29 protein-coding genes are annotated in these 23,840 nt (G+C 55.2%); 15 read left to right on the forward strand and 14 right to left on the reverse strand.

All coding sequences use genetic code 11. From position 1 onward, the window contains the following. Positions 1 to 26: 26 nt before the first annotated feature. The 5 genes from sspB to zapE form a co-directional block, all read right to left on the reverse strand. The gene (gene sspB / locus QOT07_RS22170) at positions 27 to 524 is read right to left on the reverse strand and encodes a ClpXP protease specificity-enhancing factor (RefSeq protein WP_283603932.1); all 498 of its coding nucleotides are present in this window, start codon (positions 522 to 524) and stop codon (positions 27 to 29) included. A gap of 5 nt (positions 525 to 529) precedes the next feature. After that, positions 530 to 1,171, reverse strand: coding sequence for a stringent starvation protein SspA (sspA, locus tag QOT07_RS22175; RefSeq protein WP_085119652.1), 642 nt, complete (start codon positions 1,169 to 1,171; stop codon positions 530 to 532). A gap of 459 nt (positions 1,172 to 1,630) precedes the next feature. Next, a complete protein-coding gene (gene rpsI, locus QOT07_RS22180) occupies positions 1,631 to 2,023 on the reverse strand; it encodes a 30S ribosomal protein S9 (RefSeq protein WP_085119653.1) in 393 nt (130 codons plus the stop codon). 15 nt (positions 2,024 to 2,038) lie between these two features. Then, the gene (gene rplM, locus QOT07_RS22185; protein ID WP_012147045.1) at positions 2,039 to 2,467 is read right to left on the reverse strand and encodes a 50S ribosomal protein L13; all 429 of its coding nucleotides are present in this window, start codon (positions 2,465 to 2,467) and stop codon (positions 2,039 to 2,041) included. 276 nt (positions 2,468 to 2,743) lie between these two features. After that, positions 2,744 to 3,871: a cell division protein ZapE gene (gene zapE / locus QOT07_RS22190; RefSeq protein WP_283603933.1), complete on the reverse strand. Its 1,128-nt coding sequence runs from the start codon at positions 3,869 to 3,871 to the stop codon at positions 2,744 to 2,746. A gap of 231 nt (positions 3,872 to 4,102) precedes the next feature. Between zapE and zapG the strand changes: the two genes are divergently transcribed. The 3 genes from zapG (at position 4,103) to degS (ending at position 7,224) form a co-directional block, all read left to right on the forward strand. Next, on the forward strand, positions 4,103 to 4,504 hold the full coding sequence (zapG, locus tag QOT07_RS22195) for a Z-ring associated protein ZapG (RefSeq protein WP_085119655.1): 402 nt from the start codon (positions 4,103 to 4,105) through the stop codon (positions 4,502 to 4,504). Between the two features lie 194 nt (positions 4,505 to 4,698). Then, positions 4,699 to 6,069, forward strand: a complete 1,371-nt coding sequence (gene degQ, locus QOT07_RS22200; RefSeq protein WP_099062109.1) for a serine endoprotease DegQ — start codon at positions 4,699 to 4,701, stop codon at positions 6,067 to 6,069. A gap of 96 nt (positions 6,070 to 6,165) precedes the next feature. Then, positions 6,166 to 7,224 (forward strand): outer membrane-stress sensor serine endopeptidase DegS, encoded by a 1,059-nt coding sequence (degS, locus tag QOT07_RS22205; protein ID WP_099062108.1) that lies wholly within the window; start codon positions 6,166 to 6,168, stop codon positions 7,222 to 7,224. Positions 7,225 to 7,294: 70 nt separating this feature from the next. On the opposite strand, the gene murA is transcribed toward degS, so the two are convergent. The 7 genes from murA to mlaF all read right to left on the reverse strand — a co-directional run bounded on the left by murA (position 7,295) and on the right by mlaF (position 12,091). Next, positions 7,295 to 8,554, reverse strand: a complete 1,260-nt coding sequence (gene murA, locus QOT07_RS22210; protein WP_099062107.1) for a UDP-N-acetylglucosamine 1-carboxyvinyltransferase — start codon at positions 8,552 to 8,554, stop codon at positions 7,295 to 7,297. 55 nt (positions 8,555 to 8,609) lie between these two features. Then, complete coding sequence (gene ibaG, locus QOT07_RS22215; RefSeq protein ID WP_012147051.1) at positions 8,610 to 8,864, reverse strand: BolA family iron metabolism protein IbaG; 255 nt, start codon at positions 8,862 to 8,864, stop codon at positions 8,610 to 8,612. Between the two features lie 140 nt (positions 8,865 to 9,004). Beyond that, the gene (mlaB, locus tag QOT07_RS22220; RefSeq protein ID WP_099062106.1) at positions 9,005 to 9,307 is read right to left on the reverse strand and encodes a lipid asymmetry maintenance protein MlaB; all 303 of its coding nucleotides are present in this window, start codon (positions 9,305 to 9,307) and stop codon (positions 9,005 to 9,007) included. Then, entirely contained in the window at positions 9,307 to 9,936 is a 630-nt protein-coding gene (gene mlaC / locus QOT07_RS22225) for a phospholipid-binding protein MlaC (RefSeq protein ID WP_099062105.1), read from the reverse strand. The genes mlaB and mlaC overlap by 1 nt, the downstream gene beginning before the upstream one ends. A 14-nt stretch (positions 9,937 to 9,950) precedes the next feature. Then, positions 9,951 to 10,484 carry an outer membrane lipid asymmetry maintenance protein MlaD gene (gene mlaD / locus QOT07_RS22230; protein WP_112347120.1) on the reverse strand — a complete coding sequence of 178 codons (534 nt, stop codon included), beginning with the start codon at positions 10,482 to 10,484 and terminating at the stop codon, positions 9,951 to 9,953. Positions 10,485 to 10,488: 4 nt separating this feature from the next. Then, a complete protein-coding gene (gene mlaE, locus QOT07_RS22235) occupies positions 10,489 to 11,271 on the reverse strand; it encodes a lipid asymmetry maintenance ABC transporter permease subunit MlaE (RefSeq protein ID WP_099062103.1) in 783 nt (260 codons plus the stop codon). 4 nt (positions 11,272 to 11,275) lie between these two features. Then, positions 11,276 to 12,091 (reverse strand): phospholipid ABC transporter ATP-binding protein MlaF, encoded by an 816-nt coding sequence (gene mlaF / locus QOT07_RS22240; RefSeq protein WP_099062102.1) that lies wholly within the window; start codon positions 12,089 to 12,091, stop codon positions 11,276 to 11,278. 4 nt (positions 12,092 to 12,095) lie between these two features. Here mlaF and QOT07_RS22245 point away from each other — a divergent pair, with 4 nt between their 5' ends. The 12 genes from QOT07_RS22245 (at position 12,096) to npr (ending at position 20,437) form a co-directional block, all read left to right on the forward strand. After that, a complete protein-coding gene (locus tag QOT07_RS22245; protein ID WP_157765416.1) occupies positions 12,096 to 12,374 on the forward strand; it encodes a hypothetical protein in 279 nt (92 codons plus the stop codon). A gap of 20 nt (positions 12,375 to 12,394) precedes the next feature. Continuing rightward, positions 12,395 to 13,372 carry a calcium/sodium antiporter gene (locus QOT07_RS22250; RefSeq protein ID WP_099062101.1) on the forward strand — a complete coding sequence of 326 codons (978 nt, stop codon included), beginning with the start codon at positions 12,395 to 12,397 and terminating at the stop codon, positions 13,370 to 13,372. 16 nt (positions 13,373 to 13,388) lie between these two features. Beyond that, positions 13,389 to 14,375: an arabinose-5-phosphate isomerase KdsD gene (kdsD, locus tag QOT07_RS22255; protein ID WP_085119664.1), complete on the forward strand. Its 987-nt coding sequence runs from the start codon at positions 13,389 to 13,391 to the stop codon at positions 14,373 to 14,375. A 17-nt stretch (positions 14,376 to 14,392) separates the two neighbouring features. Then, positions 14,393 to 14,947 (forward strand): 3-deoxy-manno-octulosonate-8-phosphatase KdsC, encoded by a 555-nt coding sequence (gene kdsC / locus QOT07_RS22260; protein ID WP_085119665.1) that lies wholly within the window; start codon positions 14,393 to 14,395, stop codon positions 14,945 to 14,947. Further along, positions 14,944 to 15,522, forward strand: a complete 579-nt coding sequence (gene lptC, locus QOT07_RS22265) for an LPS export ABC transporter periplasmic protein LptC (protein WP_085119666.1) — start codon at positions 14,944 to 14,946, stop codon at positions 15,520 to 15,522. Before kdsC ends, lptC begins: the two co-directional genes overlap by 4 nt. Beyond that, entirely contained in the window at positions 15,491 to 16,030 is a 540-nt protein-coding gene (gene lptA, locus QOT07_RS22270; protein WP_283603934.1) for a lipopolysaccharide ABC transporter substrate-binding protein LptA, read from the forward strand. The genes lptC and lptA overlap by 32 nt, the downstream gene beginning before the upstream one ends. A gap of 6 nt (positions 16,031 to 16,036) precedes the next feature. Further along, positions 16,037 to 16,762, forward strand: coding sequence for an LPS export ABC transporter ATP-binding protein (lptB, locus tag QOT07_RS22275; protein ID WP_085119668.1), 726 nt, complete (start codon positions 16,037 to 16,039; stop codon positions 16,760 to 16,762). 50 nt (positions 16,763 to 16,812) lie between these two features. Next, positions 16,813 to 18,246 (forward strand): RNA polymerase factor sigma-54, encoded by a 1,434-nt coding sequence (gene rpoN / locus QOT07_RS22280; RefSeq protein WP_283603935.1) that lies wholly within the window; start codon positions 16,813 to 16,815, stop codon positions 18,244 to 18,246. Positions 18,247 to 18,269: 23 nt separating this feature from the next. Next, the gene (gene hpf, locus QOT07_RS22285) at positions 18,270 to 18,557 is read left to right on the forward strand and encodes a ribosome hibernation promoting factor (RefSeq protein ID WP_012147063.1); all 288 of its coding nucleotides are present in this window, start codon (positions 18,270 to 18,272) and stop codon (positions 18,555 to 18,557) included. A gap of 163 nt (positions 18,558 to 18,720) precedes the next feature. After that, entirely contained in the window at positions 18,721 to 19,182 is a 462-nt protein-coding gene (gene ptsN, locus QOT07_RS22290) for a PTS IIA-like nitrogen regulatory protein PtsN (RefSeq protein ID WP_099062098.1), read from the forward strand. 131 nt (positions 19,183 to 19,313) lie between these two features. Continuing rightward, on the forward strand, positions 19,314 to 20,168 hold the full coding sequence (rapZ, locus tag QOT07_RS22295; RefSeq protein WP_012147065.1) for an RNase adapter RapZ: 855 nt from the start codon (positions 19,314 to 19,316) through the stop codon (positions 20,166 to 20,168). Then, positions 20,165 to 20,437, forward strand: a complete 273-nt coding sequence (gene npr / locus QOT07_RS22300; protein ID WP_012147066.1) for a PTS phosphocarrier protein NPr — start codon at positions 20,165 to 20,167, stop codon at positions 20,435 to 20,437. The genes rapZ and npr overlap by 4 nt, the downstream gene beginning before the upstream one ends. Before the next feature lie 53 nt (positions 20,438 to 20,490). On the opposite strand, the gene QOT07_RS22305 is transcribed toward npr, so the two are convergent. Together QOT07_RS22305 and QOT07_RS22310 are read right to left on the reverse strand one after the other, a co-directional pair. Continuing rightward, the gene (locus QOT07_RS22305) at positions 20,491 to 22,407 is read right to left on the reverse strand and encodes a BglG family transcription antiterminator (protein WP_207977349.1); all 1,917 of its coding nucleotides are present in this window, start codon (positions 22,405 to 22,407) and stop codon (positions 20,491 to 20,493) included. Positions 22,408 to 22,458: 51 nt separating this feature from the next. Continuing rightward, complete coding sequence (locus QOT07_RS22310; RefSeq protein ID WP_283603936.1) at positions 22,459 to 23,673, reverse strand: lactonase family protein; 1,215 nt, start codon at positions 23,671 to 23,673, stop codon at positions 22,459 to 22,461. Positions 23,674 to 23,840: the final 167 nt, after the last annotated feature.

Consider the following 23,840-nt stretch of genomic DNA (forward strand, 5'->3'; position numbering starts at 1 on the left):
GACCTTTCGTGTTCACCACTGCGGGGTTATTTCACCACGCGCAGTGCCGGGCGACCACCACGTGGCGGCGGTGGTGGCTCATCATCCGGATCGTTACCTTCATCCAGATCAGGGCGATCACCATCAATTACCGACATCAGGCTTTCCGAAGGGATCGTCTCATTGTCCAAACCTTCAAACGTGCCTTCCGCTTCATAAGCGGCTTCCGGTTCGAACATGGTGTCTGCACCGTTTTCACGGGCATAAATTGCCAGCACCGCTGCCATTGGCACCAGGACCTCACGTGGCACACCACCGAAACGCGCGTTGAAATGCACTTCGTCGTTGCCTAATTCCAGGTTGCCTACTGCACGCGGCGCGATGTTCAGAACGATCTGGCCATCACGGGCGAATTCCATAGGTACCTGCACGTCAGGACGCGTCACATCCACCACCAGGTGCGGTGTCAACTGATTGTCCAGCAACCAGTCATAGAACGCCCGCAGCAGGTACGGACGGCGTGGAGTCATCTGAGACATATCCATAACGCTTAGCCCCGAGTCTGCAGGCGCATTTCGCGCTCGGGTTCGGTCAGGGAGGCCAGGAAGGCATCACGCTCGAACACGCGAGTCATGTAGCCTTTCAGCTCTTTGGAACCGGCACCGCTCAGTTCAATGCCCAACTGCGGCAAACGCCACAGCAGCGGCGCCAGGTAGCAATCTACCAGGCTGAACTCTTCGCTCATGAAGTACGGGGTCTGGCCAAAGATAGGGGCAATCGCCAGCAGTTCTTCGCGCAGTTGACGGCGTGCTGATTCAGCTTCCTGACCGTTGCTCTGCTCGATTTTGTACATCAGCGAATACCAGTTTTTCTCGATACGCAGCATCATCAAGCGGCTCTCACCGCGAGCAACCGGGTAGACCGGCATCAATGGTGGGTGCGGGAAGCGCTCATCAAGGTATTCCATGATGATACGGGATTCATACAGGGTCAGTTCGCGATCGACCAGGGTAGGCACCGTCTGGTACGGGTTGAGGTCAATCAGATCCTGCGGCAGGTTATCCAACTCAACCTGCTCAATCTCAACGCTGACACCTTTCTCCGCCAGTACGATACGTACTTGATGGCTAAAAATGTCGGTCGGGCCAGAGAACAGCGTCATTACCGAACGTTTGTTGGCAGCGACAGCCATGAAAACCTCCAAGTTATCTAGAAAATACTGCGAATAGCCAACTTCCCTTCATCTTTCACGGCGCAGCGGTGTTGGCTTCCCTTTCTCACCCCAGTCACTTAGCACGCTAAGCTCCAGGGGATTCGTTCGGTTGCCGCCTTGCCGCACCATGAAATCTATCGGGTATATCAGGCTGCTATCCTGAATGATCTTGACCGCAGGCCAGCAACTTGCAGCGAAACCTTAGGTCATAAAAACGGCCTCGGAGGTAGACTGATAACTGCTGCATGGCGAACAGGCGCAAAAGTGGATGATAGTTTACCAGATTTTGCTTGTTTTGTGGGGGCTGTACGGTGATTTCGTATTGAATTGTCTGATATACCAAAGATTTTAGTAGCGACAAGTTGATTTTCAGGCATAAAAAAACCCGGTGAAGCACCGGGTTTTTGGCGTAAATTCCACTGCCGAGGCAGTAAAAAATTAACGCTTGGAGAACTGCGGACGACGACGTGCTTTACGCAGGCCGACTTTCTTACGTTCTACCTTACGGGCGTCACGAGTAACGAAGCCAGCTTTACGCAATTCACCGCGCAGAGTCTCGTCGTACTCCATCAGTGCACGGGTGATACCGTGACGGATAGCGCCAGCCTGACCAGAGATACCACCACCTTTAACGGTGATGTACAGGTCAAATTTACCAACCATATCGGTCAGTTCCAACGGTTGACGAACTACCATGCGGGCAGTTTCGCGACCGAAGTACTGTTCCAGGGTACGCTGGTTAATTACGATGTTACCACTGCCCGGCTTGATGAAAACGCGAGCTGCGGAGCTTTTGCGGCGACCAGTGCCGTAGTATTGATTTTCAGCCATTGCCTATAATCCCGATTAGATGTCAAGAACTTGCGGTTGCTGTGCCGCGTGAGTGTGCTCGGTGCCCGCGTAAACTTTCAGTTTACGGAACATTGCACGACCCAACGGACCCTTTGGCAGCATGCCTTTAACCGCGATTTCAATCACACGCTCTGGATTGCGGGCAATCATCTCTTCAAAGGTCGCTTGCTTGATACCACCGACGTAGCCGGTGTGACGGTAATACACTTTGTCTGTACGCTTGTTGCCGGTTACAGCAACTTTTTCTGCGTTCAGAACGATGATGTAGTCACCGGTATCAACGTGCGGGGTGTATTCCGCTTTATGCTTGCCGCGCAGACGACGAGCCAGTTCAGTAGCGAGACGGCCTAAAGTTTTACCATCTGCATCAACAACGTACCAGTCGCGTTTTACGCTCTCTGGTTTAGCTGTAAAAGTTTTCATTAGAAAGCTTACCCAATAATTAGTTACACGTTGGTGAACACCCAAACGCTCGAAAACAGTTGAGGCTCACACGACCATACAAGTCCAGCAAACCTACCCCTTCGAATAGCCATTGCCGGCACTAAAAAGTTTTTGGGAAAAAAACTTTGTTGTAACGTGGGGTCGCAAGATTATAGAGAAGTCGCTCACAAAGATCGAACGCTTTTTGAATAGAAACGCAATTTAGCGCTAACGGCGGAAATGCGGGGACACCGGCGGTCGGGGTCCCCCTGGGCGTCACGGCAGATGCGGCAACTTCAGATACTCCTCGCTCTGCATTTCCTGCAGCCGCGACAGGCAGCGTTGGTACTCAAACTTCAGCCGTTCCCCCTGGTAGATATCGAACATCGACACTTCGGCGGCGATCACCAGCTTGACGTGACGTTCGTAAAATTCATCCACCAACGCCAGGAAGCGACGTGCAGTATTTTCCTTCAATGGGCCCATTACTCGCACATTATACAGGATCACACTGTGATACAGGCGCGACAATGCAATATAGTCCAACTGGCTACGCGCCTCTTCGCACAACGTGTGGAAATCTACCGCCAGTACGCCGTCTACCGCGCGGATCGCCTGCAACGGCCGGTGATTGATCTGCAATACCGGCGCCGACTCCCCTTCCTTGCCGGCCAGCTTCACAAACATCCGGTCCATGGTCTGCCGGGTCTGCTCATCAAGCGGCGTCAGGTACAAATGGGCCTGAGTCAAAGTGCGCAGGCGGTAATCAATGCCAGCGTCAACGTTCATCACGTCACAATACTGGTTAATCAGGTCGATCGCCGGCAGGAAACGCGCACGCTGCAGGCCGTTGCGGTACAGATCGTTCGGCGGAATATTGGAGGTCGCCACCAGCGTAATGCCACGGGCAAACAGCGCCTGCAACAAGGTTGCCAGCAGCATGGCGTCGGTAATATCGGAAACAAAGAATTCGTCGAAACACAGCACGTCGGTCTGCGCCTTGAAACCGTCAGCGATGATTTCAAGTGGGTTTTCCTGCCCCTGCAGCTCCGTCAGCTCTTCGTGCACCCGCAGCATAAAACGGTGGAAATGCAGACGCAGTTTGCGGTCCCCCGGCAGGCTGTGGAAGAACATATCCATCAGCCAGGTCTTGCCGCGGCCAACGCCGCCCCACATATATAAGCCCTGAGCCGGGCGCTGCTGAGCCGTTTCACTGCTCTTGCCCAGCCAACGGTTGAACTTGCCGCGCAGGCCACCGACCGACGCATTGACAGCAGGCGTCTGCTGCAATGCCTGATAGATATGATCCAGTTGAGTCACGGCCTGACATTGCACCGCATCGGCCTGATATTCTCCCGCATCCAGCACCTGCTGGTAGCGTGATAATGGTGATTGTGCCTGCATCTGTTCGATGTTCCCTAACAACGCTTAGAAATTATTTAGCCCATTTTCGCGGCAATTTTACGGGGCTTCTTGCCCTTATCGCTACAAATACCCACTCAGGGCGCTACTGAAAACCCTGAAGAAAACAGGTCATGGCTCATCAGGATTCCACTCGGACAAGGTTAACGGTTATAGTGGATATTATTAAGTGAAAAATCCCTGCGGAACAACGAAGTCAAAATAGGAGTCATCATGACCTGGGAGTATGCGCTGATTGGTTTGGTGGTCGGTATCGTCATTGGTGCGGTAGCGATGCGTTTTGGTAACCGTAAATTACGTCAACAACAAGTTTTGCAAAATGAGTTGGACAAGAGCAAAACCGACCTGGAAGAGTATCGCCAGGAGTTGGTCGGCCACTTTGCCCGTAGCGCTGAGCTGCTGGACAACATGGCACGCGACTATCGCCAGCTGTATCAGCACATGGCGAAAAGCTCCAACAACCTGCTACCGGACCTGCCAATGCAGGAAAACCCGTTCCGTTATCGCCTGAGCGAAGCCGAAGCGGATAACGATCAAACGCCGGTAGAGATGCCACGCGATTACTCTGAAGGCGCATCTGGCCTGCTGCGTGGCGAACGTCCGCGCCGCGACTAAACGCCGTTCTTCGCCCGTGGGCCAGTCCCACGGGTCTTTGCTTTCCCCGGTTTTTCTTCCCCACGCTGAGCTATTCTTAAAGCTGGCGCCTGAGTGAACTTTTCACGCAAATTCACGGTCTTATCCTTCACTATGGTAGTGCTGCTGCATTATCATCACCCTTTCACCGGCAGGTATTGAGAGAGTTATAATCAATGAATAAAAAGTCGTTAATTCTTAGTGCATTGGCAATGAGTATTGGCCTCACACTGACCTCCGTACCGGCAGCCACCGCGGCGATGCCCGTCGCCGTTCAGGGACAACCGCTGCCAAGCCTGGCACCGATGCTGGAAAAAGTCCTGCCCGCCGTCGTCAGCGTGCATGTTGAAGGCACACAGATACAGCGCCAGCAGGTTCCGGAGGAATTCAAACGCTTCTTCGGCCCTGATGCCCCAGGGCAGCAACAAAGCTCACGTCCGTTTGAAGGGTTGGGTTCTGGCGTCATCATCGATGCCGCCAAAGGCTATGTGTTGACCAACAACCACGTGATCAACAACGCCGACAAAATTAGCGTGCAGTTGAACGATGGCCGTGAAGTGGACGCCAAGCTACTCGGTCGTGACGAGCAATCCGATATCGCCCTGTTGCAGCTCAGCGACGTGAAAAATCTGACCGCGATTAAAATGGCGGACTCCGACCAACTGCGGGTCGGCGATTTTGCCGTGGCCGTCGGTAACCCGTTCGGCCTGGGTCAGACCGCGACTTCCGGCATTATTTCTGCGTTGGGCCGCAGCGGCCTGAACCTGGAAGGGCTGGAAAACTTCATTCAGACCGATGCTTCCATCAACCGCGGTAACTCCGGCGGCGCACTGGTTAACCTCAACGGTGAGCTGATCGGCATCAACACCGCCATTTTGGCGCCAAGCGGCGGCAACGTGGGCATCGGCTTTGCCATCCCAAGCAACATGGCGCAGAACCTCAGCCAACAGCTGATCGAGTTTGGCGAAGTCAAACGCGGCCTGCTGGGCATCAAAGGCAGTGAAATGACCGCCGATATGGCCAAGGCATTTAATACCGATACCCAACGCGGCGCCTTTGTCAGCGAAGTATTGCCTAAATCCGCCGCTGCCAAGGCGGGTATCAAGGCCGGTGACATTCTGGTTTCCGTCGACGGCAAGGCCGTCAGCAGCTTCGCGGAGCTGCGTGCCAAGGTGGGGACCACCGCGCCGGGCAAAATCATCAAGATCGGGTTGCTGCGCGACGGTAAGCCACAGGAAGTTTCCGTTACGCTGGATAACAGCGATGGTGCCTCCACCAATGCCGAAACGCTTTCTCCGGCCTTGCAGGGTGTTTCACTCAGCAACGGTGCCATTCCAAGCGGCGACAAGGGCGTGAAGATCGACAGAGTCGATAAAGGTTCTGTGGCTGCGCAGATCGGACTGCAGAAAGATGATGTGATCATTGGCATCAACCGCCAGCGTATTGAGAACATCACGGCGTTACGCAAGGTACTTGAAGCCAAACCCCCGGTGATGGCACTGAACATCGTGCGCGGCGGTGAAACCATTTATCTGCTGTTGCGTTAATCGGTAATTTGTTTAAAAACCGGGCTCGGTGACATACTGCGCCCGGTATTCTCATGTTATCCTCCGTGTATCTTTTACCTCACGTACTAAAACTCCATGTTTGCTAAGCTCTTGCGTTCCGTCGTTATTGGTCTAATCGTTGCCGGCCTGCTGCTGGCTGCGCTTCCCGTGCTACGTTCCTCCAATACCCTGTTCGCAGAAAAACATGACAGTACCCGTGACGAAACACCGGTCAGCTACAACAAAGCGGTACGCCGCGCTGCGCCTGCCGTCGTGAATATCTACAACCGCAATATAAATGGCACCACCAACGTTTTGTCGCTGGGTTCCGGGGTGATCATGAACGATCGCGGTTATATCCTGACCAATCGCCATGTGATCAAGGATGCGCAACAAATTACCGTGGTCGTCCAGGATGGCCGCCGCTATGAAGCCTTGTTGGTCGGCTCTGACAGCCTGACCGATCTGGCGGTGTTGAAAATAGATCCGGGCAACCTGCCGGTTATCCCAATCAATACCGCCCGTACCGCTCACGTGGGTGACGTCGTGCTGGCTATCGGCAACCCCTATAATCTCGGCCAGACGGTTACTCAGGGGATCCTCAGCGCCACCGGTCGTATCAGTATGAGCACCACCGGTCGCCAAACCTTCCTGCAGACCGATGCCTCGATTAACCGCGGCAATTCGGGTGGCGCGCTGGTCAACTCGCTGGGTGAGTTAATCGGTATCAATACCCTGACCTACGATAAAGTCACCGATGGGGAAACGCCGGAAGGTTTGGGCTTCGCTATTCCCATCGAGCTGGCTACCAAGATCATGGATAAACTGATCCGTGACGGCCGCGTCATTCGTGGTTATTTCGGTATTCAGGGTAAAGAAATTATTCCCCTGCGCTCGTCCAATTCCGGCATCGATCGCCTGCAGGGCATTATCGTGACCGAAATTACGCCGAACGGACCGGCAGGTAACGCCGGCTTCCATATCAACGACGTGATTATCAATGTCGACAACAAACCGGCAATATCGGTATTGGAGACCATGGATCAGGTGGCGGAGATCCGCCCCGGTACAGAAATTCCGGTGGTCGTACTGCGCGAGGGCAAACGCATCACGCTGAAGATGACGGTGGGTGAATTCCCGGAAGATAACAATTAAAAAGGGCCCGGCAAAGCCAGACCCTTCAATACTGCATTTCCGCCGGGGCAACACCCCGGCATCCAACAGATTATTCGCCTTTCACACGCTCGATATTCGCACCCAGCGCACGCAGCTTGTCTTCAATACACTCATAGCCACGGTCAATGTGATAGATACGATCGACTACGGTTACACCGTCAGCGATACAACCCGCAATCACCAGACTGGCTGAAGCGCGCAGATCGGTCGCCATCACCTGTGCACCGGACAGTTGCTCAACGCCGTGACAAATCACAGTGTTGCTCTCGATCTCGGCGTGTGCGCCCATGCGGATCAGTTCAGGCACATGCATGAAGCGGTTTTCGAAGATGGTCTCGGTGATCACACCGGTGCCTTCTGCGACCAGGTTCAGCAAGCTGAACTGGGCCTGCATATCGGTCGGGAACCCCGGATGCGGCGCAGTACGAATGGTCACCGCTTTCGGACGCTTGCCATGCATGTCCAGGCTGATCCAGTCTTCGCCTACTTCGATATCCGCACCGGCTTCACGCAGCTTGGCCAGCACCGCATCCAGCGTATCTGGACGAGTATCACGGCACATCACTTTACCACCGGAAACCGCGGCAGCGATCAGGAAGGTACCGGTCTCGATACGGTCCGGCAGCACGCGATAAACACCGCCGCCCAGGCGCTCAACGCCCTCGATGGTGATGCGGTCACTGCCTGCTCCGGTGATTTTCGCACCCAGCGTGTTAAGGAAGTTGGCGGTATCGACAATTTCCGGCTCGCGAGCCGCGTTCTCAATCACGGTGGTGCCGGTCGCCAGCGTTGCCGCACTCATGATGGTCACGGTAGCGCCAACGCTCACCTTGTCCATAACGATGTGTGCGCCCTTCAGGCGGCCGTCAACGGAAGCTTTAACATAGCCTTCTTCCAGTTTGATCTCAGCACCCAGCTGTTCCAGACCCGTGATGTGCAGATCGACCGGACGTGCCCCGATCGCACAGCCACCCGGCAGGGAAACCTGGCCACGGCCAAAGCGAGCGACCAGCGGCCCCAGTGCCCAGATAGAAGCACGCATGGTTTTCACCAGGTCATAGGGGGCGCAGAATTCATTCACACCGCTGGCGTCAACAAACACCGAGCCATTGCGTTCAATCTTGGTGCCTAACTGGTTGAGTAGCTTAATGGTGGTATCGATGTCCTTCAGCTTCGGGACATTCTGCAGCTCGACCGGCTCTTCCGCTAATAATGCGGCGAACAGGATCGGCAGGGCGGCATTTTTAGCCCCGGAAATAGCAACTTCACCGCTGAGGCGGGTCCGGCCCTGCACACGAAATTTATCCATTTGACTACTCTCTATTATCTAAACTGACGCTGCCCGCCCCGCTGGGCAAACAGCCTTAAAATCCGTTGAGTTTGCGGTCTCGCTGCCACTCTTCAGGGGTGTATGCCTTAATCGACAAGGCATGAATACGGTTGTCCGCAATGTATTCCATCAGCGGTGCATACACTGTCTGTTGTTTCTTGACGCGGCTCATGGCGGCAAACAGCTCACCGACCACAATCACCTGAAAATGGCTACCGTCGCCAGTAACATGTGCTTCATCCAGTGCCAATGCACGCATCAACACGTCTTTAATCTCGTTATTTTCCATAGTATCCAGTTCTGCATCAAAAGGATCATAATCAGCCTGACATCTTAGTGGAATCAGACGTTTTCTTAAACTAAAGAAAAAGCCCCTGTGTAACAGGGGCTTTCTGAGGCGAAACCGTCTATAGCCAGCCGAAAGTAGGGCTAACCAGCGGTATCAACAGGCATTATTGCTTGCAGGTTGTACAGCGTGATCAAGGTTTTCAGGCGATCGCTGACGCCAGAAATTTTTAATTCCACACCGCGCTGACGCTGCTGTTCACGCAGATGTACCAGCAATGCCAGCCCGGAAGAGTCCACACGCTGCAGTTGAGTAACGTCGAGGACGGTTTTATCCGCCAGCAACGTTTCCCGCTGTTCCCACAGCGGCAACAGAGTTTCCCGATCCAGTTCACCGCGCAGGATCAGGGTCTGCTGCTGCGATTCAAAGCTGAGGGCCGTGGTCATCAGTTTTTCTGATCCAGCGTGATTGGACGCTGCGCCGCTGCCTGTAGCTGTTTGGTCAGGCCGTCAATCCCTTGGGTACGCAGGGTAGATGCCCACTCGTTTTGCTTGGTGGTGATCATGCTGACGCCTTCGGCGATCATGTCATATGCCTGCCAGTAACCCGTCTTGCTGTTTTTGCGCCATTGGAAATCCAGACGCACCGGCGGACGACCGCCCTGATCAATGATGGTCACGCGAATGGCCACAATGTCGGCATTATCCAGCGGCTTTTCAGGTTCAATCTGGTAAGTCTGGCCGTGGTACATCGCCAGCGCCTGGCCGTAGGCCTGCTCCAGATAAGCCTGGAATGCGGTGAAGTAAGCTTCACGCTGTGCCGGCGTCGCGTCTTTGTAATAACGGCCCAACACCAGCGCACCGGCGTATTTGACCTGCACAAACGGCATCAGTTCCTGATGCACTACGGAACGCAGGTAGTTAGGATCCTGCTTGATCTTTGGCTGTTCGGTTTTCAGACGGGTGAAGGTCTTTTGAGCCGCGTCTTGCATCAGGCTATAAGGATTGGTTTGATCGACCGCATTCGCCAGCGGCGCAACCACCAGCAGAGCAACCATAAGTAAACGTTTAAACATGCAGGTTTCCTCTCTTAATGAATAGGGGCAGCAGGTTGCGGCGCAGCAGTCGCGTCGCCCGCTTTGGCTGCGTCATCCTGACCGCCGCTCTTATACAGGAACTGGCCGATCAGATCTTCCAGTACCATGGCTGATTTGGTGTCCTGAATAGTGCCGCCATCTTTCAAAATGGCGGTGCCCATATCCGGATCTTCAAAACCGACGTTCAGTGCCAGATATTGCTCCCCCAGCAGGCCGGAGGTGCGGATCGCCAGCGAGCTGGTGTCCGGGATCTGGTCGAATTTATCCTGGATGTCCAGGGCGACGCGCGGCGTATAGGTTTTAGGATCAAGCGAGATATCGGCCACCCGGCCTATCATTACCCCGCCGATCTTCACCGGTGAACGCGCTTTCAGACCGCCGATATTATCGAAGGTCGCGTAAATACGGTAGGTCGGTTCGTTACCAATCGACTTAATGTTCGCCACTTGCAGGCACAAAAACACGATGGCGCACAGCGCAATCAGCATAAATGCCCCAACCCAGATTTCACTCTTCTTCGTTTGCATCGAATCAATTCCCAAACATCAGTGCTGTCAGCACGAAATCCAATCCCAACACCGCCAGTGACGAATGTACCACGGTACGCGTTGTTGCCCGGCTAATCCCTTCAGAGGTCGGTACCGCATCATAGCCGTTGAAGATGGCAATCCAGGTCACGGTAATGGCAAAAACCACGCTCTTGATCAGGCAGTTGAGCAAGTCTTTTTTCCACTCTACCGCGCCCTGCATCGCCGACCAGAAGAAGCCGCTGTCAATGCCCTTCCAGTCCACGCCAACCACCGAGCCGCCCCAGATGCCCAGCGCGACAAAGATAAGCGTCAACAATGGCATACTGATCAAACCGGCCCAGAAACGCGGTGCGACAATACGTCGCAGCGGATCGACCGCCATCATTTCCAGGCTGGATATTTGCTCGGTCGCCTTCATCAGACCAATTTCGGCCGTCAGCGCGGAACCGGCTCGACCGGCAAACAACAGTGCGGTGACCACCGGGCCCAGTTCACGCAGCAGCGATAACGCCACCATCATGCCCAGACTGGCTTCGGCGCTGTAAGTGGTCAGCACCAGATAGCCCTGCAGGCCCAGCACCATGCCGATAAACACCCCGGAAACCATGATGATCAACAGCGACTGTACGCCCACACTGTGCATTTGCTTGAGCAACAGCGGCCACTGCTTACGCGGTTCAGGCCGCCCGACCAGCGCGTTGAACAACATCAATCCGGCGCGCCCAAAACTGGCGCTGGTGTTGATGCCACGGCGTCCTAACGACGCTAACGCCTGTAATAACATCAGCTTATTTACTCCCTAAACCTAACAGCTCGGCCTGATAATCGCCGGCCGGATAACGGAAAGGTACCGGCCCATCGGCAATACCATCCAGGAACTGGCGCACGCGCGCATCAGGATTGTTCTGTAATTCTTGCGCCGTGCCTTCGGCAATCACCCGATGATCGGCAACAATGTAAGCGTAGTCGGCGATGCTCAGCACCTCCGGTACGTCGTGCGAAACCACGATGCAGGTGATGCCCAGCGCGTGATTGAGCTCATCGATCAGCTTCACCAGCACGCCCATGGTGATCGGATCCTGGCCGACGAAAGGCTCATCGAACATGATCATCTCTGGGTCGAGCGCAATCGCCCGCGCCAACGCGGCACGCCGCGCCATACCGCCTGACAACTCATTGGGCATCAGCTCAGCCGCACCACGCAGCCCAACCGCCTCCAACTTCATCATCACCGTGCTACGCAGGATCGGTTCCGGCAAACGGCTGTGTTCACGCAGCGGATAAGCCACGTTTTCAAATACCGTCAGATCGGTAAACAGCGCGCCGGACTGGAACAGCATGCTCATTTTTTTGCGCGCTTCATACAGCTGATGGCGGGACAACGCGGGAATGTTATCGCCATCAAACCAGATCTCACCGCTGTCCGGTGCCAGCTGGCCGCCAATCAGACGCAGCAGCGTCGTTTTACCAATACCGGACGGCCCCATGATCGCTGTCACCTTGCCACGGGGAACCGTCAGGTTGATGTCTTCGAATATCAGTCGATCGCCGCGCGAGAAAGTCATGTCGCGAACTTCGACCAGATTCTCTGCCTTCTGGTGCATGTTAATGGATCCTTTACGGCTCATTTTTGCCAAATCTACCCGCGATGTTAAAGCAACGGGCGCAATGCGTCTCATCTTTACAAAAACTTACCGGCATTTCGCTACCAATGGTGCCATAGGTTTTACTTTTACGCGCCACCCGGTCAAAATTGGCGCCATAACGAAAAAAAACGAAAGTGTTCATATATTAGCCGGGAAATCCCGTTGCTGCGGCTTTAGCCTGCGCAACGGAGGGCAAAGCAAGATAGCCGAATTACGGCTTTTAACCAACGAACCGGGATAATTCCCAACAAAGGACCCTGCATGTTTCTCGCGATAGCTTTATTAATCGTTGGTTTATTTTTACTGGTATATGGTGCAGACCGCTTAGTTTACGGTGCTGCGGTCATTTCTCGTTCACTTGGTGTACCACCGCTGATTATCGGCATCACCATCGTCGGTATCGGCACCTCACTGCCGGAACTGTTTGTGTCGACCACCGCCGCGCTGAACGGGCAAATAGATATGGCGGTGGGGAACGTATTGGGTTCCAACATCACCAATATTTTACTGATCCTTGGCGTTGCCGCGTTGATCCACCCGCTGGCTGCGCGTTCCGAAGTATTGCGCCGCGAACTGCCGCTGATGTTGGCGGTCACAGTATTGTGCGGTTTTGTGCTGATGGACGGCACGCTGAGTCGGTTGGATGGCGTGGTGCTGTTGGCCGCCGCCGCCGTATTCATTCTGTTGATGTTGAAAATTGCCCGGCTGGCGCAGCGCGAAGGCAACGACAGCCTGACCGTGGAACAAATGGCCGAACTGCCGCAGGACAGCAGCAACACCGTGGCGGTGTTGTGGCTGGTGCTGGCCTTTATCATTCTGCCGCTGTCTTCCAAAATGGTGGTCGATAACGCCACGGTGATTGCGCACTATTTCGGCATGAGTGAGTTGGTGGTCGGTTTGACCATTATCGCTATCGGCACCAGCCTGCCGGAGCTGGCCACCTCCATTGCCGGGGCACTAAAGGGGGAGGATGATATGGCGATTGGTAATATCATCGGCTCCAACATTTTCAATACGGTGATCGTACTGGGCGTCCCCGCCCTGCTGTCTCCGGGCAGTGTCGATGGTGCCGCCTTCCACCGCGATTACTGGGTGATGCTGGCGGTCAGCATTGTGCTCAGCGCCCTGTGCATTGGGCGGAAACATCGTATCGGTCATCTGGCAGGCGCTCTGTTATTATGTGGTTTTATTGCGTATCTTGCGGTGCTGTTTTTTAACCCTTTCAATACTTTCGGCTAAACCGACGGGAATGAGCATGTCGAACATTCAGTTGCAACCAGGCTTTGATTTTCAGCAGGCAGGCAAAGAAGTGCTGCAGATTGAGCGTGACGGGCTGGCCCAGCTCGATCAATACATCAATGCAGACTTTACTCGCGCCTGTGAGTTGATCGCCGACTGCACCGGCAAAGTGGTGGTGATGGGCATGGGTAAATCCGGTCATATCGGCTGCAAGATTGCCGCCACCTTCGCCAGCACCGGCACGCCTTCGTTCTTTGTTCATCCTGCGGAAGCCAGCCACGGCGACCTCGGCATGGTGACCGCACAGGATATCGTGCTCGCCATCTCCAACTCGGGTGAGTCCAACGAAATTCAGGCGCTGATCCCGGTATTGAAACGCCAGCAAATCCCGTTGATCTGCATGACCAACAATCCGGAAAGTTCGATGGGCAAAGCGGCGGATATTCATCTGTGCATTAAAGTGCCGCAGGAAGCCTGCCCGCTTGGCCTGGCGCCGACCACCAGCACCACCGCTACCCTGGTGATGGGCGATGCGTTAGCCGTCGCCCTGCTGAAGGCCCGTGGTTTTACGCCGGAAGATTTTGCACTGTCGCACCCAGGTGGCGCGCTGGGCCGCCGACTGCTGCTACGCGTGAGCGACATCATGCACAGCGGCGATGAAATTCCCCATGTCAGTGCCGATGCTTCGCTACGTGATGCTCTGCTGGAAATCACCCGCAAAAATCTGGGCATGACGGTCATCTGTGACGATCTGATGAAGATCGCCGGTATCTTTACCGATGGTGACCTGCGGCGGATATTTGATATGGGTATCAATCTCAACGAAGCCAAGATTGTCGATGTCATGACGCTCGGCGGCGTGCGAGTGCGCCCGAACCTGCTGGCGGTAGACGCGCTGAACCTGATGCAGCAACGCCATATCACCGCAGTGCTGGTTGCCGATGGCGACCAATTGCTGGGTGTGGTACATATGCATGACATGCTGCGCGCCGGCGTCGTTTAATTATGGAAGAGAACTCAATGAGTCTGGTTGAAACCTGCTACGGGCCTGTAGAACAAGACGTCATGGCGCGTGCCGGCAAAATCCGCCTACTGATTTGTGATGTCGATGGCGTGCTGTCAGACGGCCTGATCTTCATGGGCAACAACGGCGAAGAGTTAAAAGCCTTCAACGTACGTGACGGTTACGGCATCCGCTGCCTGAAAACCTCGGATATTGAAGTGGCGATCATCACCGGCCGCTCTGCCAAGCTGCTGGAAGATCGGGCAAAGACCCTCGGTATTACCCACCTTTATCAGGGGCAATCCGATAAGCTTTTGGCCTTCCGCGAACTGTTGGATACACTGTCGCTAACGGCAGATCAGGTAGCCTATATTGGCGACGACCTGATTGACTGGCCGGTGATGGCGCAGGTTGGCCTGTCGGTTGCGGTGGCAGATGCACACCCGCTGCTGTTGCCACGCGCCCACTATATTACCCGCATTGCCGGCGGCCGCGGTGCGGTGCGCGAGCTGTGTGACATTATTCTTTTGGCTCAGAACAAGCTGGAGGACGCCAAAGGGCTGTCGATATGAGTAAAACCAAACTTTGGATCACCATCCTGCTGGCGGTGATCGCATTGGCGCTGATTGGCTGGAACATGACTGATGTCAATGACGATGCCGCGCCGGGACCGGCTAACAGCCAGGATCCGACTTATCAGAGCCAGCATACGGTCACCATAGTGTACAATCCGACCGGCAAGCTGAGCTACAAGCTGGTGGCGGAAGACGTCAAGTATTATACCGCCGATGAATTAAGCTGGTTTACCCAGCCGGTGATGACGCTGTTTGATGAAAACGCGGTGGCTACCTGGTCAGTTCGCGCCGATCGCGCCAAACTGACTAAAGACCGGATGCTGTATCTTTACGGCCATGTCGAGGTGAACAGCCTGACCACCACCTCACAGCTGGAAAAAATTAAAACGGACAATGCTCAGGTGAACCTGGTGACCCAGGATGTGGCTTCGGATGACGAAGTGACGCTCTACGGGACGAACTTCACCTCTAACGGCATGAAAATGCGTGGGAACCTGCGGGCCAAAACCGCTGAGTTGATTGATAAGGTTAAGACCAACTATGAAATTCAGAACCAACAAACAAAGCCGTAATCTGTTGATCGGCAGCTTGATTTTGGCCGCCAGCGCCCCAGCCTGGGCACTGAAGTCCGACTCCAACCAACCGGTGAGCATCGACTCGCTGAAACAGTCTCTGGATATGCAGAGCAACGTCAGCACCTTTACCGATAACGTGGTGATCAAGCAGGGCACTATCGATATCAAAGCGGACAAGGTGGTGGTGACCCGGCCGGACGGCGATCAGAACAAGACTTATATCGAAGCCTTTGGTAATCCGGTCACCTTCTATCAGATGCAAGACAGCGGCAAGCCGGTAAAAGGCCATGCGCAGAAAGTCCGTTACGATGTGGCGTCGCAGTTGGTGACCCTGACCGGGAACGCCTATCTGGAGCAGCTCGACAGCAACGTAAAAGGCGATCGCATCACCTATCTGGTGCAACAGCAGCAAATGCAGGCGTTCAGCGATAAAGGCAAACGCGTGACTACGGTTCTGGTACCGTCGCAGTTGCAAGACAAAAACGGGCAAAAGAAGAGTAACTAATCACCTATGGCTACACTCATCGCAGAAAACCTGGCGAAAGCCTACAAGGGCCGTAAAGTTGTTGAAGACGTCAGCCTGAAAGTGAAATCCGGCGAGATCGTCGGCCTGCTGGGGCCAAACGGCGCCGGCAAGACCACCACTTTCTACATGGTGGTAGGTATCGTTCAGCGTGATGCCGGACGTATCGTGATTGACGAAGAAGACATCAGTCTGCTGCCATTGCACGCCCGTGCGCGTCGTGGCATCGGCTATTTGCCGCAGGAAGCGTCGATCTTCCGCCGCCTCAGCGTGTATGACAACCTGATGGCCGTACTGGAGATCCGTGACGATCTCAGCAGTGAGCAGCGTGCAGACCGTGCGGTAGAGCTGATGGAAGAATTCCATATCACCCACCTGCGCGACAACCTGGGCCAGGCGCTGTCCGGTGGTGAACGCCGCCGCGTCGAGATCGCCCGTGCCCTGGCGGCTAACCCGAAATTCATCCTGTTGGATGAACCCTTCGCCGGGGTTGATCCGATTTCCGTTATCGACATTAAAAAAATTATCGAGCACTTGCGTGACAGCGGCCTGGGCGTGCTGATCACCGACCATAACGTGCGCGAAACGCTGGACGTGTGTGAACGCGCCTATATCGTCAGCCAGGGCAAACTGATTGCTCACGGCACGCCGGATGCTATTCTGGCCGATGAGCAGGTGAAACGCGTTTATCTGGGCGAAGAATTCCGCCTCTGAGTGCCAGCGCGTCCTGATGGACGACTGTTAACGGAAGTAGACTGAAGATTATGAAGCAAGGTTTGCAACTCAGGTTTAGCCAACAACTGGCCATGACCCCCCAGCTCCAGCAGGCTATCCGCCTGCTGCAGTTGTCCACGCTTGAGCTCCAGCAGGAGATACAGCTGGCGTTAGAGAGCAACCCATTGCTTGAACAGACCGATCTGCACGAAGAAGTCGACGCCAAAGAGACCGTCGAAACCGAAGGTTTGGATACCCGCGAGGCGCTGGAACAGAAGGACATGCCCGAAGAGCTGCCGCTGGACGCCACCTGGGATGAAATCTACACCGCCGGTACGCCATCCGGTACCCGTACCGATTACAGTGACGATGAACTGCCGGTGTATCAGGGCGAAACCACCCAGACCCTGCAGGACTACCTGATGTGGCAGGTGGATCTGACGCCGTTCTCCGATACCGATGCCGCTATCGCCACCTCGATCGTCGACGCCGTTGATGACACCGGCTATCTCACCGTGCCACTGGAAGACATTCTGGAGAGCATCGGTGACGAGAATGTGACAATGGACGAAGTCGAAGCGGTATTGAAGCGCGTACAGCGTTTTGATCCGGTTGGCGTCGCCGCGCGCGATCTGCGCGATTGTCTGCTGGTTCAGCTTTCCCAGTATGCCAAAGACACGCCATACCTGGCTGAAGCACGCCTGATCATCAGCGAACATCTGGACTTGCTGGCTAACCACGACTTTCGCAGTCTGATGCGAACAACCCGCTCAAAAGAAGATACACTGAAAGAAGCGATGCAGCTGATTCAGTCTCTCGATCCGCGTCCGGGCCAGTCGATCAATACCGGCGAATCCGAGTACGTGATCCCGGACGTGTTGGTGCGTAAGGTGCAAGATGTTTGGACGGTTGAGCTCAATAGCGACAGCATTCCACGCTTGAAGATCAACCAGAAGTACGCCGCAATGGGTAACAGCGCGCGTAACGACAGCGACGGCCAGTACATCCGCAGCAATCTGCAGGAAGCAAAATGGCTGATCAAAAGCCTGGAAAGCCGAAACGACACCCTGCTGAAAGTCTCACGCTGCATCGTCGAGCAGCAACAGGCGTTCTTTGAACAGGGTGCTGAATTTATGAAGCCCATGGTGTTGGCGGATATCGCCCAGGCCGTGGAGATGCATGAATCGACAATTTCACGCGTGACCACGCAGAAGTTTTTGCACAGTCCGCGCGGCATTTTCGAATTGAAATATTTCTTCTCCAGCCATGTGAATACCGACAGCGGAGGCGAAGCTTCCTCTACGGCGATCCGGGCAGTAGTGAAGAAAATGATCGCGGCGGAAAACCCCGCCAAACCGCTCAGCGACAGCAAGCTGGCTACCCTGCTCTCCGACCAGGGGATCATCGTGGCGCGGCGTACCGTCGCCAAGTACCGAGAGTCTTTGTCCATCCCGCCGTCCAACCAACGTAAACAGTTGGTTTGACCTCTATTGAGAAGGAAGACATTATGCAGCTCAACATTACCGGACACCACATCGAAATCACCGAACCTTTGCGTGAGTTCGTGAACACCAAGTTCGCTAAACTCGAACAGTATTTTGATCGCATAAATCAGGTGTATGTCGTTCTTAGTGTGGAAAAAGTGCAGCAGATTGCGGAAGCAACGGTGCACGTGAATGGAGGCGAGTTGCACGCCACCTCGGAAGACGAGAACATGTATGCCGCAATTGACAGCCTGATCGACAAGCTGGCACGTCAATTGAACAAACATAAAGACAAACTGAAACAACACTGACATTCTGGGCCGTTTCCGTCAGCGGGTACGGCTCAAACGTAGCCTCGGCCATCGGCGCGTTACCTGTATGGGTATCGCGCCGATAAGCCATCAAGGGTTAAACAAGGCGAAAAATCACCTCACAAGCCTCCTGCTTGCTGGTGTGGTTTTAAGTGAAGATGAGATGAACAACGAAACAATGCAATTAAGCTCGGTGTTAAACATCGAGTGCACCAGAAGTTCCGTCCATTGCACCAGCAAGAAACGGGCTTTGGAAATTATCAGCGAACTGGCCGCCAAGCAGCTCAACCTGTCACCACAGGTGGTGTTTGACGCGGTTCTCACCCGCGAGCGCATGGGCAGCACCGGTATCGGCAACGGTATCGCGATTCCCCACGGCAAACTGGAAGAGGACACACTGCGGGCCGTTGGCGTGTTTATCCGTCTCGACCAACCTATCGCCTTTGACGCCATTGATAACCAGCCGGTCGATCTGCTGTTCGCCTTACTGGTGCCGGCCGACCAATGTAAAACCCATTTGCATACCCTGTCGCTGGTCGCCAAGCGCCTGGCCGACAAAACCGTATGCCGCCGCCTGCGGGCAGCGCAAAGTGACGAAGAGCTTTACCAAATCATCACCGAGTAACGCCCGGCTGGCGTGACTTCCAGCCCGGATAACGATACTGTTTAGCCACGATGGATCCCGGTTCAGATCGGGATCATAAAGTTTCTAGCGGTGGCGATAAACGCCACTGAGATGCCAGGGGGAGTTGCCACATGGTGCTGATGATTGTCAGCGGCCGTTCCGGTTCAGGGAAATCCGTCGCCTTGCGGGCGTTGGAAGACATGGGTTTTTACTGCGTTGATAACCTGCCCGTGGTACTGCTGCCGCAGCTTGCCAATACGCTGGCGGAACGCAATAGCTCCGCTGCGGTAAGCATCGACGTGCGTAACATGCCGGAATCGCCGGAAGTGTTTGAATATGCGATGACCCAACTGCCGGACAGCTTTTCACCGCAGTTGCTGTTCCTCGACGCCGACCGTAATACGCTGATCCGCCGCTACAGTGATACTCGCCGTCTGCACCCGCTATCCAGCAAGAACCTGTCGCTGGAAAGCGCCATCGATGAAGAGAGCGACCTGCTTGAGCCACTGCGCTCCCGGGCCGATCTAATCATCGATACCTCGGAAATGTCGGTGCATGAGCTGGCCGAAATGCTGCGTACCCGCCTGTTGGGCAAACGCGAGCGCGAGCTGACCATGGTGTTCGAATCCTTCGGCTTTAAGCACGGCATCCCGATTGACGCCGACTACGTGTTCGACGTGCGTTTCCTGCCAAACCCACACTGGGATCCGAAACTGCGTCCGATGACCGGCCTGGATAAGCCCGTCGCCTCGTTCCTCGATCGCCACACTGAAGTGCATAACTTTATCTACCAGACCCGCAGCTATCTGGAACAGTGGTTGCCGATGCTGGAAACCAACAACCGCAGCTATCTGACGGTCGCCATTGGCTGTACCGGCGGTAAACATCGTTCAGTCTATGTAGCGGAACAGTTGGCCGACTACTTCCGCTCACGCGGCAAAAACGTGCAGTCACGCCACCGCACGCTGGAAAAACGCAAACAATGACGGTCAAGCAAACGGTTGAAATCAAAAATAAACTGGGCATGCACGCGCGCCCGGCGATGAAGCTGTTTGAGCTGGTGCAGAGCTTTGATGCCGAGGTGATGTTGCGCAATGACAGCGGCACCGAGGCCGAAGCCAGCAGCGTGATTGCGCTGCTGATGCTGGACTCCGCACAGGGCCGTCATATCGAAGTGGAAGCCACCGGCCCGGATGAAGCCAAGGCACTGGCCGCCGTGATCGAACTGATTAATTCTGGTTTTGACGAAGACTAACCGCCAGGGGCGCTGCATGCTGCGCCCTCTGACTTACACCCTATAATTCTCCACTAGATCCGGCTTAAACAGTCCAGCGCCACCGCTTTGAAACTGTCGAAATTATCACTGCCCAACAGGCGGCTCATCGAACGCTCGCGCACAAAGGTGACGAACAGCTCGTAAATCGCCATCGCCTCTTCGTAATCGCTCTTGCTGATCGCCAGCAGGAAAATCACATGGGCAACCTCGCCCTCTCCCCAGGCCACGCCCTGCGGCGCCAGCAGCGTCACTACCACGGTTTTTTTCGCCAGCAGCCCCAGTGAGTGCGGCAGTGCAATCCCTTCGCCCAGCAGGGTAGAGACAATCGCCTCGCGCTCCACCACCGACGGATAAAAATCATCGCCGACGTAGCCTTCACGTTCAAGCTGGCTGCACACCTTCTGGAACAATTGCGCCTGGGTCAGCGGCTCGTTGACCAGCATAAAATGCTCGGCGTCGAAGAATTTCTCCAGCATATAGGGCTTGGTACGATCCACCAGCACCAGCTTGCCCAGCTGTTCGAGCTGGTATTCGGTAGGGAACGGCGACATCACCACCACCGGCTTGTTCTTCTCGCTGACCCGCGCGTTGGAAATCACAAAGTCTTCGTCGATGTGGTTGAGCACCTCGTAATCACGCAGCGAAACGATGCGCGTCATCACCAGTTGCGGGTATTTACGTGCAATCTGCGCCTGGATCATACGTACCGTCGAGTTACCGGTATCGCACACCAGCATCACCTGCGGATGCCGTTCATAGCCGATGTTGTAATGCCGCTCCAGCCCAACGCCAATGTGCAGCACCAGATAGCCGATCTCGTTTTCGCTCAGGGTATAAGGCGTGTATTTCCCCCAGCTGGAGACCGCGGCCAGCGTCACGTCATAGGCCATCGGGTAGTGCTGTTTAATGTTCGCCAACAGCGGGTTAGGGATATTAATCTGGTACTTCACCCGGGTGATCATGGTCTTGATATGGGTCAGCAGATCGGCGCGCAGCTGCTTGTCGCCCTGCAGATTGTAGTTATAGTGCGCGTTGATATACGAAAGGATGTAATCCACCAGCGCTTCTTCGTCATCGGCATTGATCTCGGTCGGCTGTACCTCCTGCACCCGCCGCGCGGCGATATTCACCCGCAGATAGGCCTCCTCCGCCATCGACACCTCTTTGCCGCTGGCTTTGCGCAGCTCCCCCGCCAGCCAGGTCGATACCTTGCGCACCGCGTCATCGCCGTCCTCAACGTCAAAGTCCGGCAGCGGATAACCGTCGGTAATGCGCCGCAGCGCCACCGCACAGTAGAAAATCAGATATTGCTCGCCTTCGTCGGTCAGGCGGATGGCATATTGCGACAACAGTGGATGCAACAGCCCGGCAAAGTTCGCCACCTGCGGTTGCAGCAGGATCTCATTGTTGAGCAGCGGATTCTCGGTGTCGGCCAGGTGCAACTGGAATAACAGATCCGTCAGACAGGCGCGGATCGCCATCTCCGAACCAAATAGCTTCATGCCGTAGCGCGGTTTGGTTTCAATGGTCAACTGGTAGTGCGCCAGGCGCTCTCTCACCTCAGCCATGTCGTTTTGCAGCGTACCGCGGCTGACAAACCATTCATCGGCTAAATCTTCAAGCTTCAGAGAAAAGGCTGAGGTCAAAAAACGAATCAGCAGATAGTGCACCCGTTCCTGCGCACTGCGTGGCGTAGCGTGTTTTTTACGTTCCCGATGCTGCAGGGCGCTGAACAGCACGGCATCATCGACCTGCAGGCGATAGCCCGCCCCACGGCTATGCACAAAGTGGGCGCCGTATTTTTCCAGAATATCGTTCAGCGCGGTGATGTCGGCGCGCACGGTTCGGGTGGACACCGCAAAGCGCTTCGCCAGCTCATCCTGGGGCAAAGTCTCAGATTGCAGAGCATCGAACAGATAGGCCAAACGCGGGTAGGGAAATCGCACCATTCTCTTTCCGTCAATTAAGGTGCCCGCCTGGGGAATCAGGCGGGCAACGGGTTACTTCGCCACCGGCAAGAACACCATTTGCGAGGGGCTGCCCACCGGCGTATAGCCTTCAACAAAGCTGAGTTTGCCGCTGGCCTTGTCTACGCTGAAGCGGGTGACGTTATCGCTGCGTTGGTTCATTGCATAAAGATAATGTCCGTCCGGACTTAGCGTCAACGAGCGTGGATAATCGCCGCGAGTCCAGGTTTCCGCCACCGACTGCAATTCACCGTCACTGCCGACGCTGAACTGCGCGATGCTGTTATGCAGCCGGTTGGCAACATACAGATTTTTGCCGTCTTCGCTGAGAACCAGACCGGCAGCAAAGTTGGTGCCCTTATAGTCGGCAGGCAGCGAAGAGACGACATGTAACTGTTTCAGAGTACCTTTTTGGTTATCAAAACGGTAGCTGGTCAGCGTCGAGGCCTCTTCGTTCACCAGCAGCACAGTTTTACCGTCCGGATGGAATACAAAGTGACGCGGACCGGCACCCGCGGAAGACGCGGCGATCCACGGTGGATCGTTCGGCGTCAGCGTGCCGCTGGTATCGTCAAAGCGCCACTGGTAGATCCGATCCAGCCCCAGATCGGTGGAGAATACAAACTTGCCGCTCGGATCGCTGGTGATCATATGCGCATGCGGCCCATTGTGATCGCTGATAGCGAAACTGCCTTCCACCGCGCCTTCTGGCTTGCCGGCACCTGCCGGCCCCTGCTGTTGCTGCACCGAACTGGCGTTGCCCAGCTTGCCGTCGCTCTCGATCGGGAAGGCGGCCACGGTGCCGCTGACGTAGTTCGCTACCAGCAGATAACGGCCGTTTGGCGTAGGAGAAAGGTAAACCGGCCCCGCGCCTTGTGAATCGACCTGGTTCAGCTGCGTCAAATTGCCATCGGATGGATTGATACGGTAAGCGATAATGCCGCCGTGTTTAGTGCCGTTAAAATTTGCCACTTCGCTGGCGACATACAGCGTCTGGCCTTTGGCATCCACAGTGAGCTGCGCCGGATTGCCCTGTTTGCTGACCAGCGTTCTGGCGCTCAGCGCTCCGCTGGCTGGGTCAATCTGCACCCGGTAAATGCCTTCACCGTTGGGATTATAGGTACCGATATAAGCGAAATGAGATGACGTAGATTTCATTGCATCCTCAGCATGCAGCGCCGGGCTGGACATCGCCAGTAGCGCCAGGGTTAACGCGGTGCGTAGGGTTGGAGACTGCCAGTTTCGCATAGTTATCCTGATTATAGATAGCGGCGCGGTGTGTCCGCGCCTGTGGATACAGAGCCTCTCGCCTCCCTGCCTTACGTCATCCGATCTTTCCCTTCTTACTTGGTGCTGCAGTGTTGTTGGCTGCTAGCGCTTACCCCAGTCACTTACTCAAGTAAGCTCTTGGGGAT

Origin of the sequence: Serratia proteamaculans (assembly GCF_949794035.1) — a bacterium.
GTDB classification, from domain to species: Bacteria; Pseudomonadota; Gammaproteobacteria; order Enterobacterales; family Enterobacteriaceae; genus Serratia; species Serratia proteamaculans.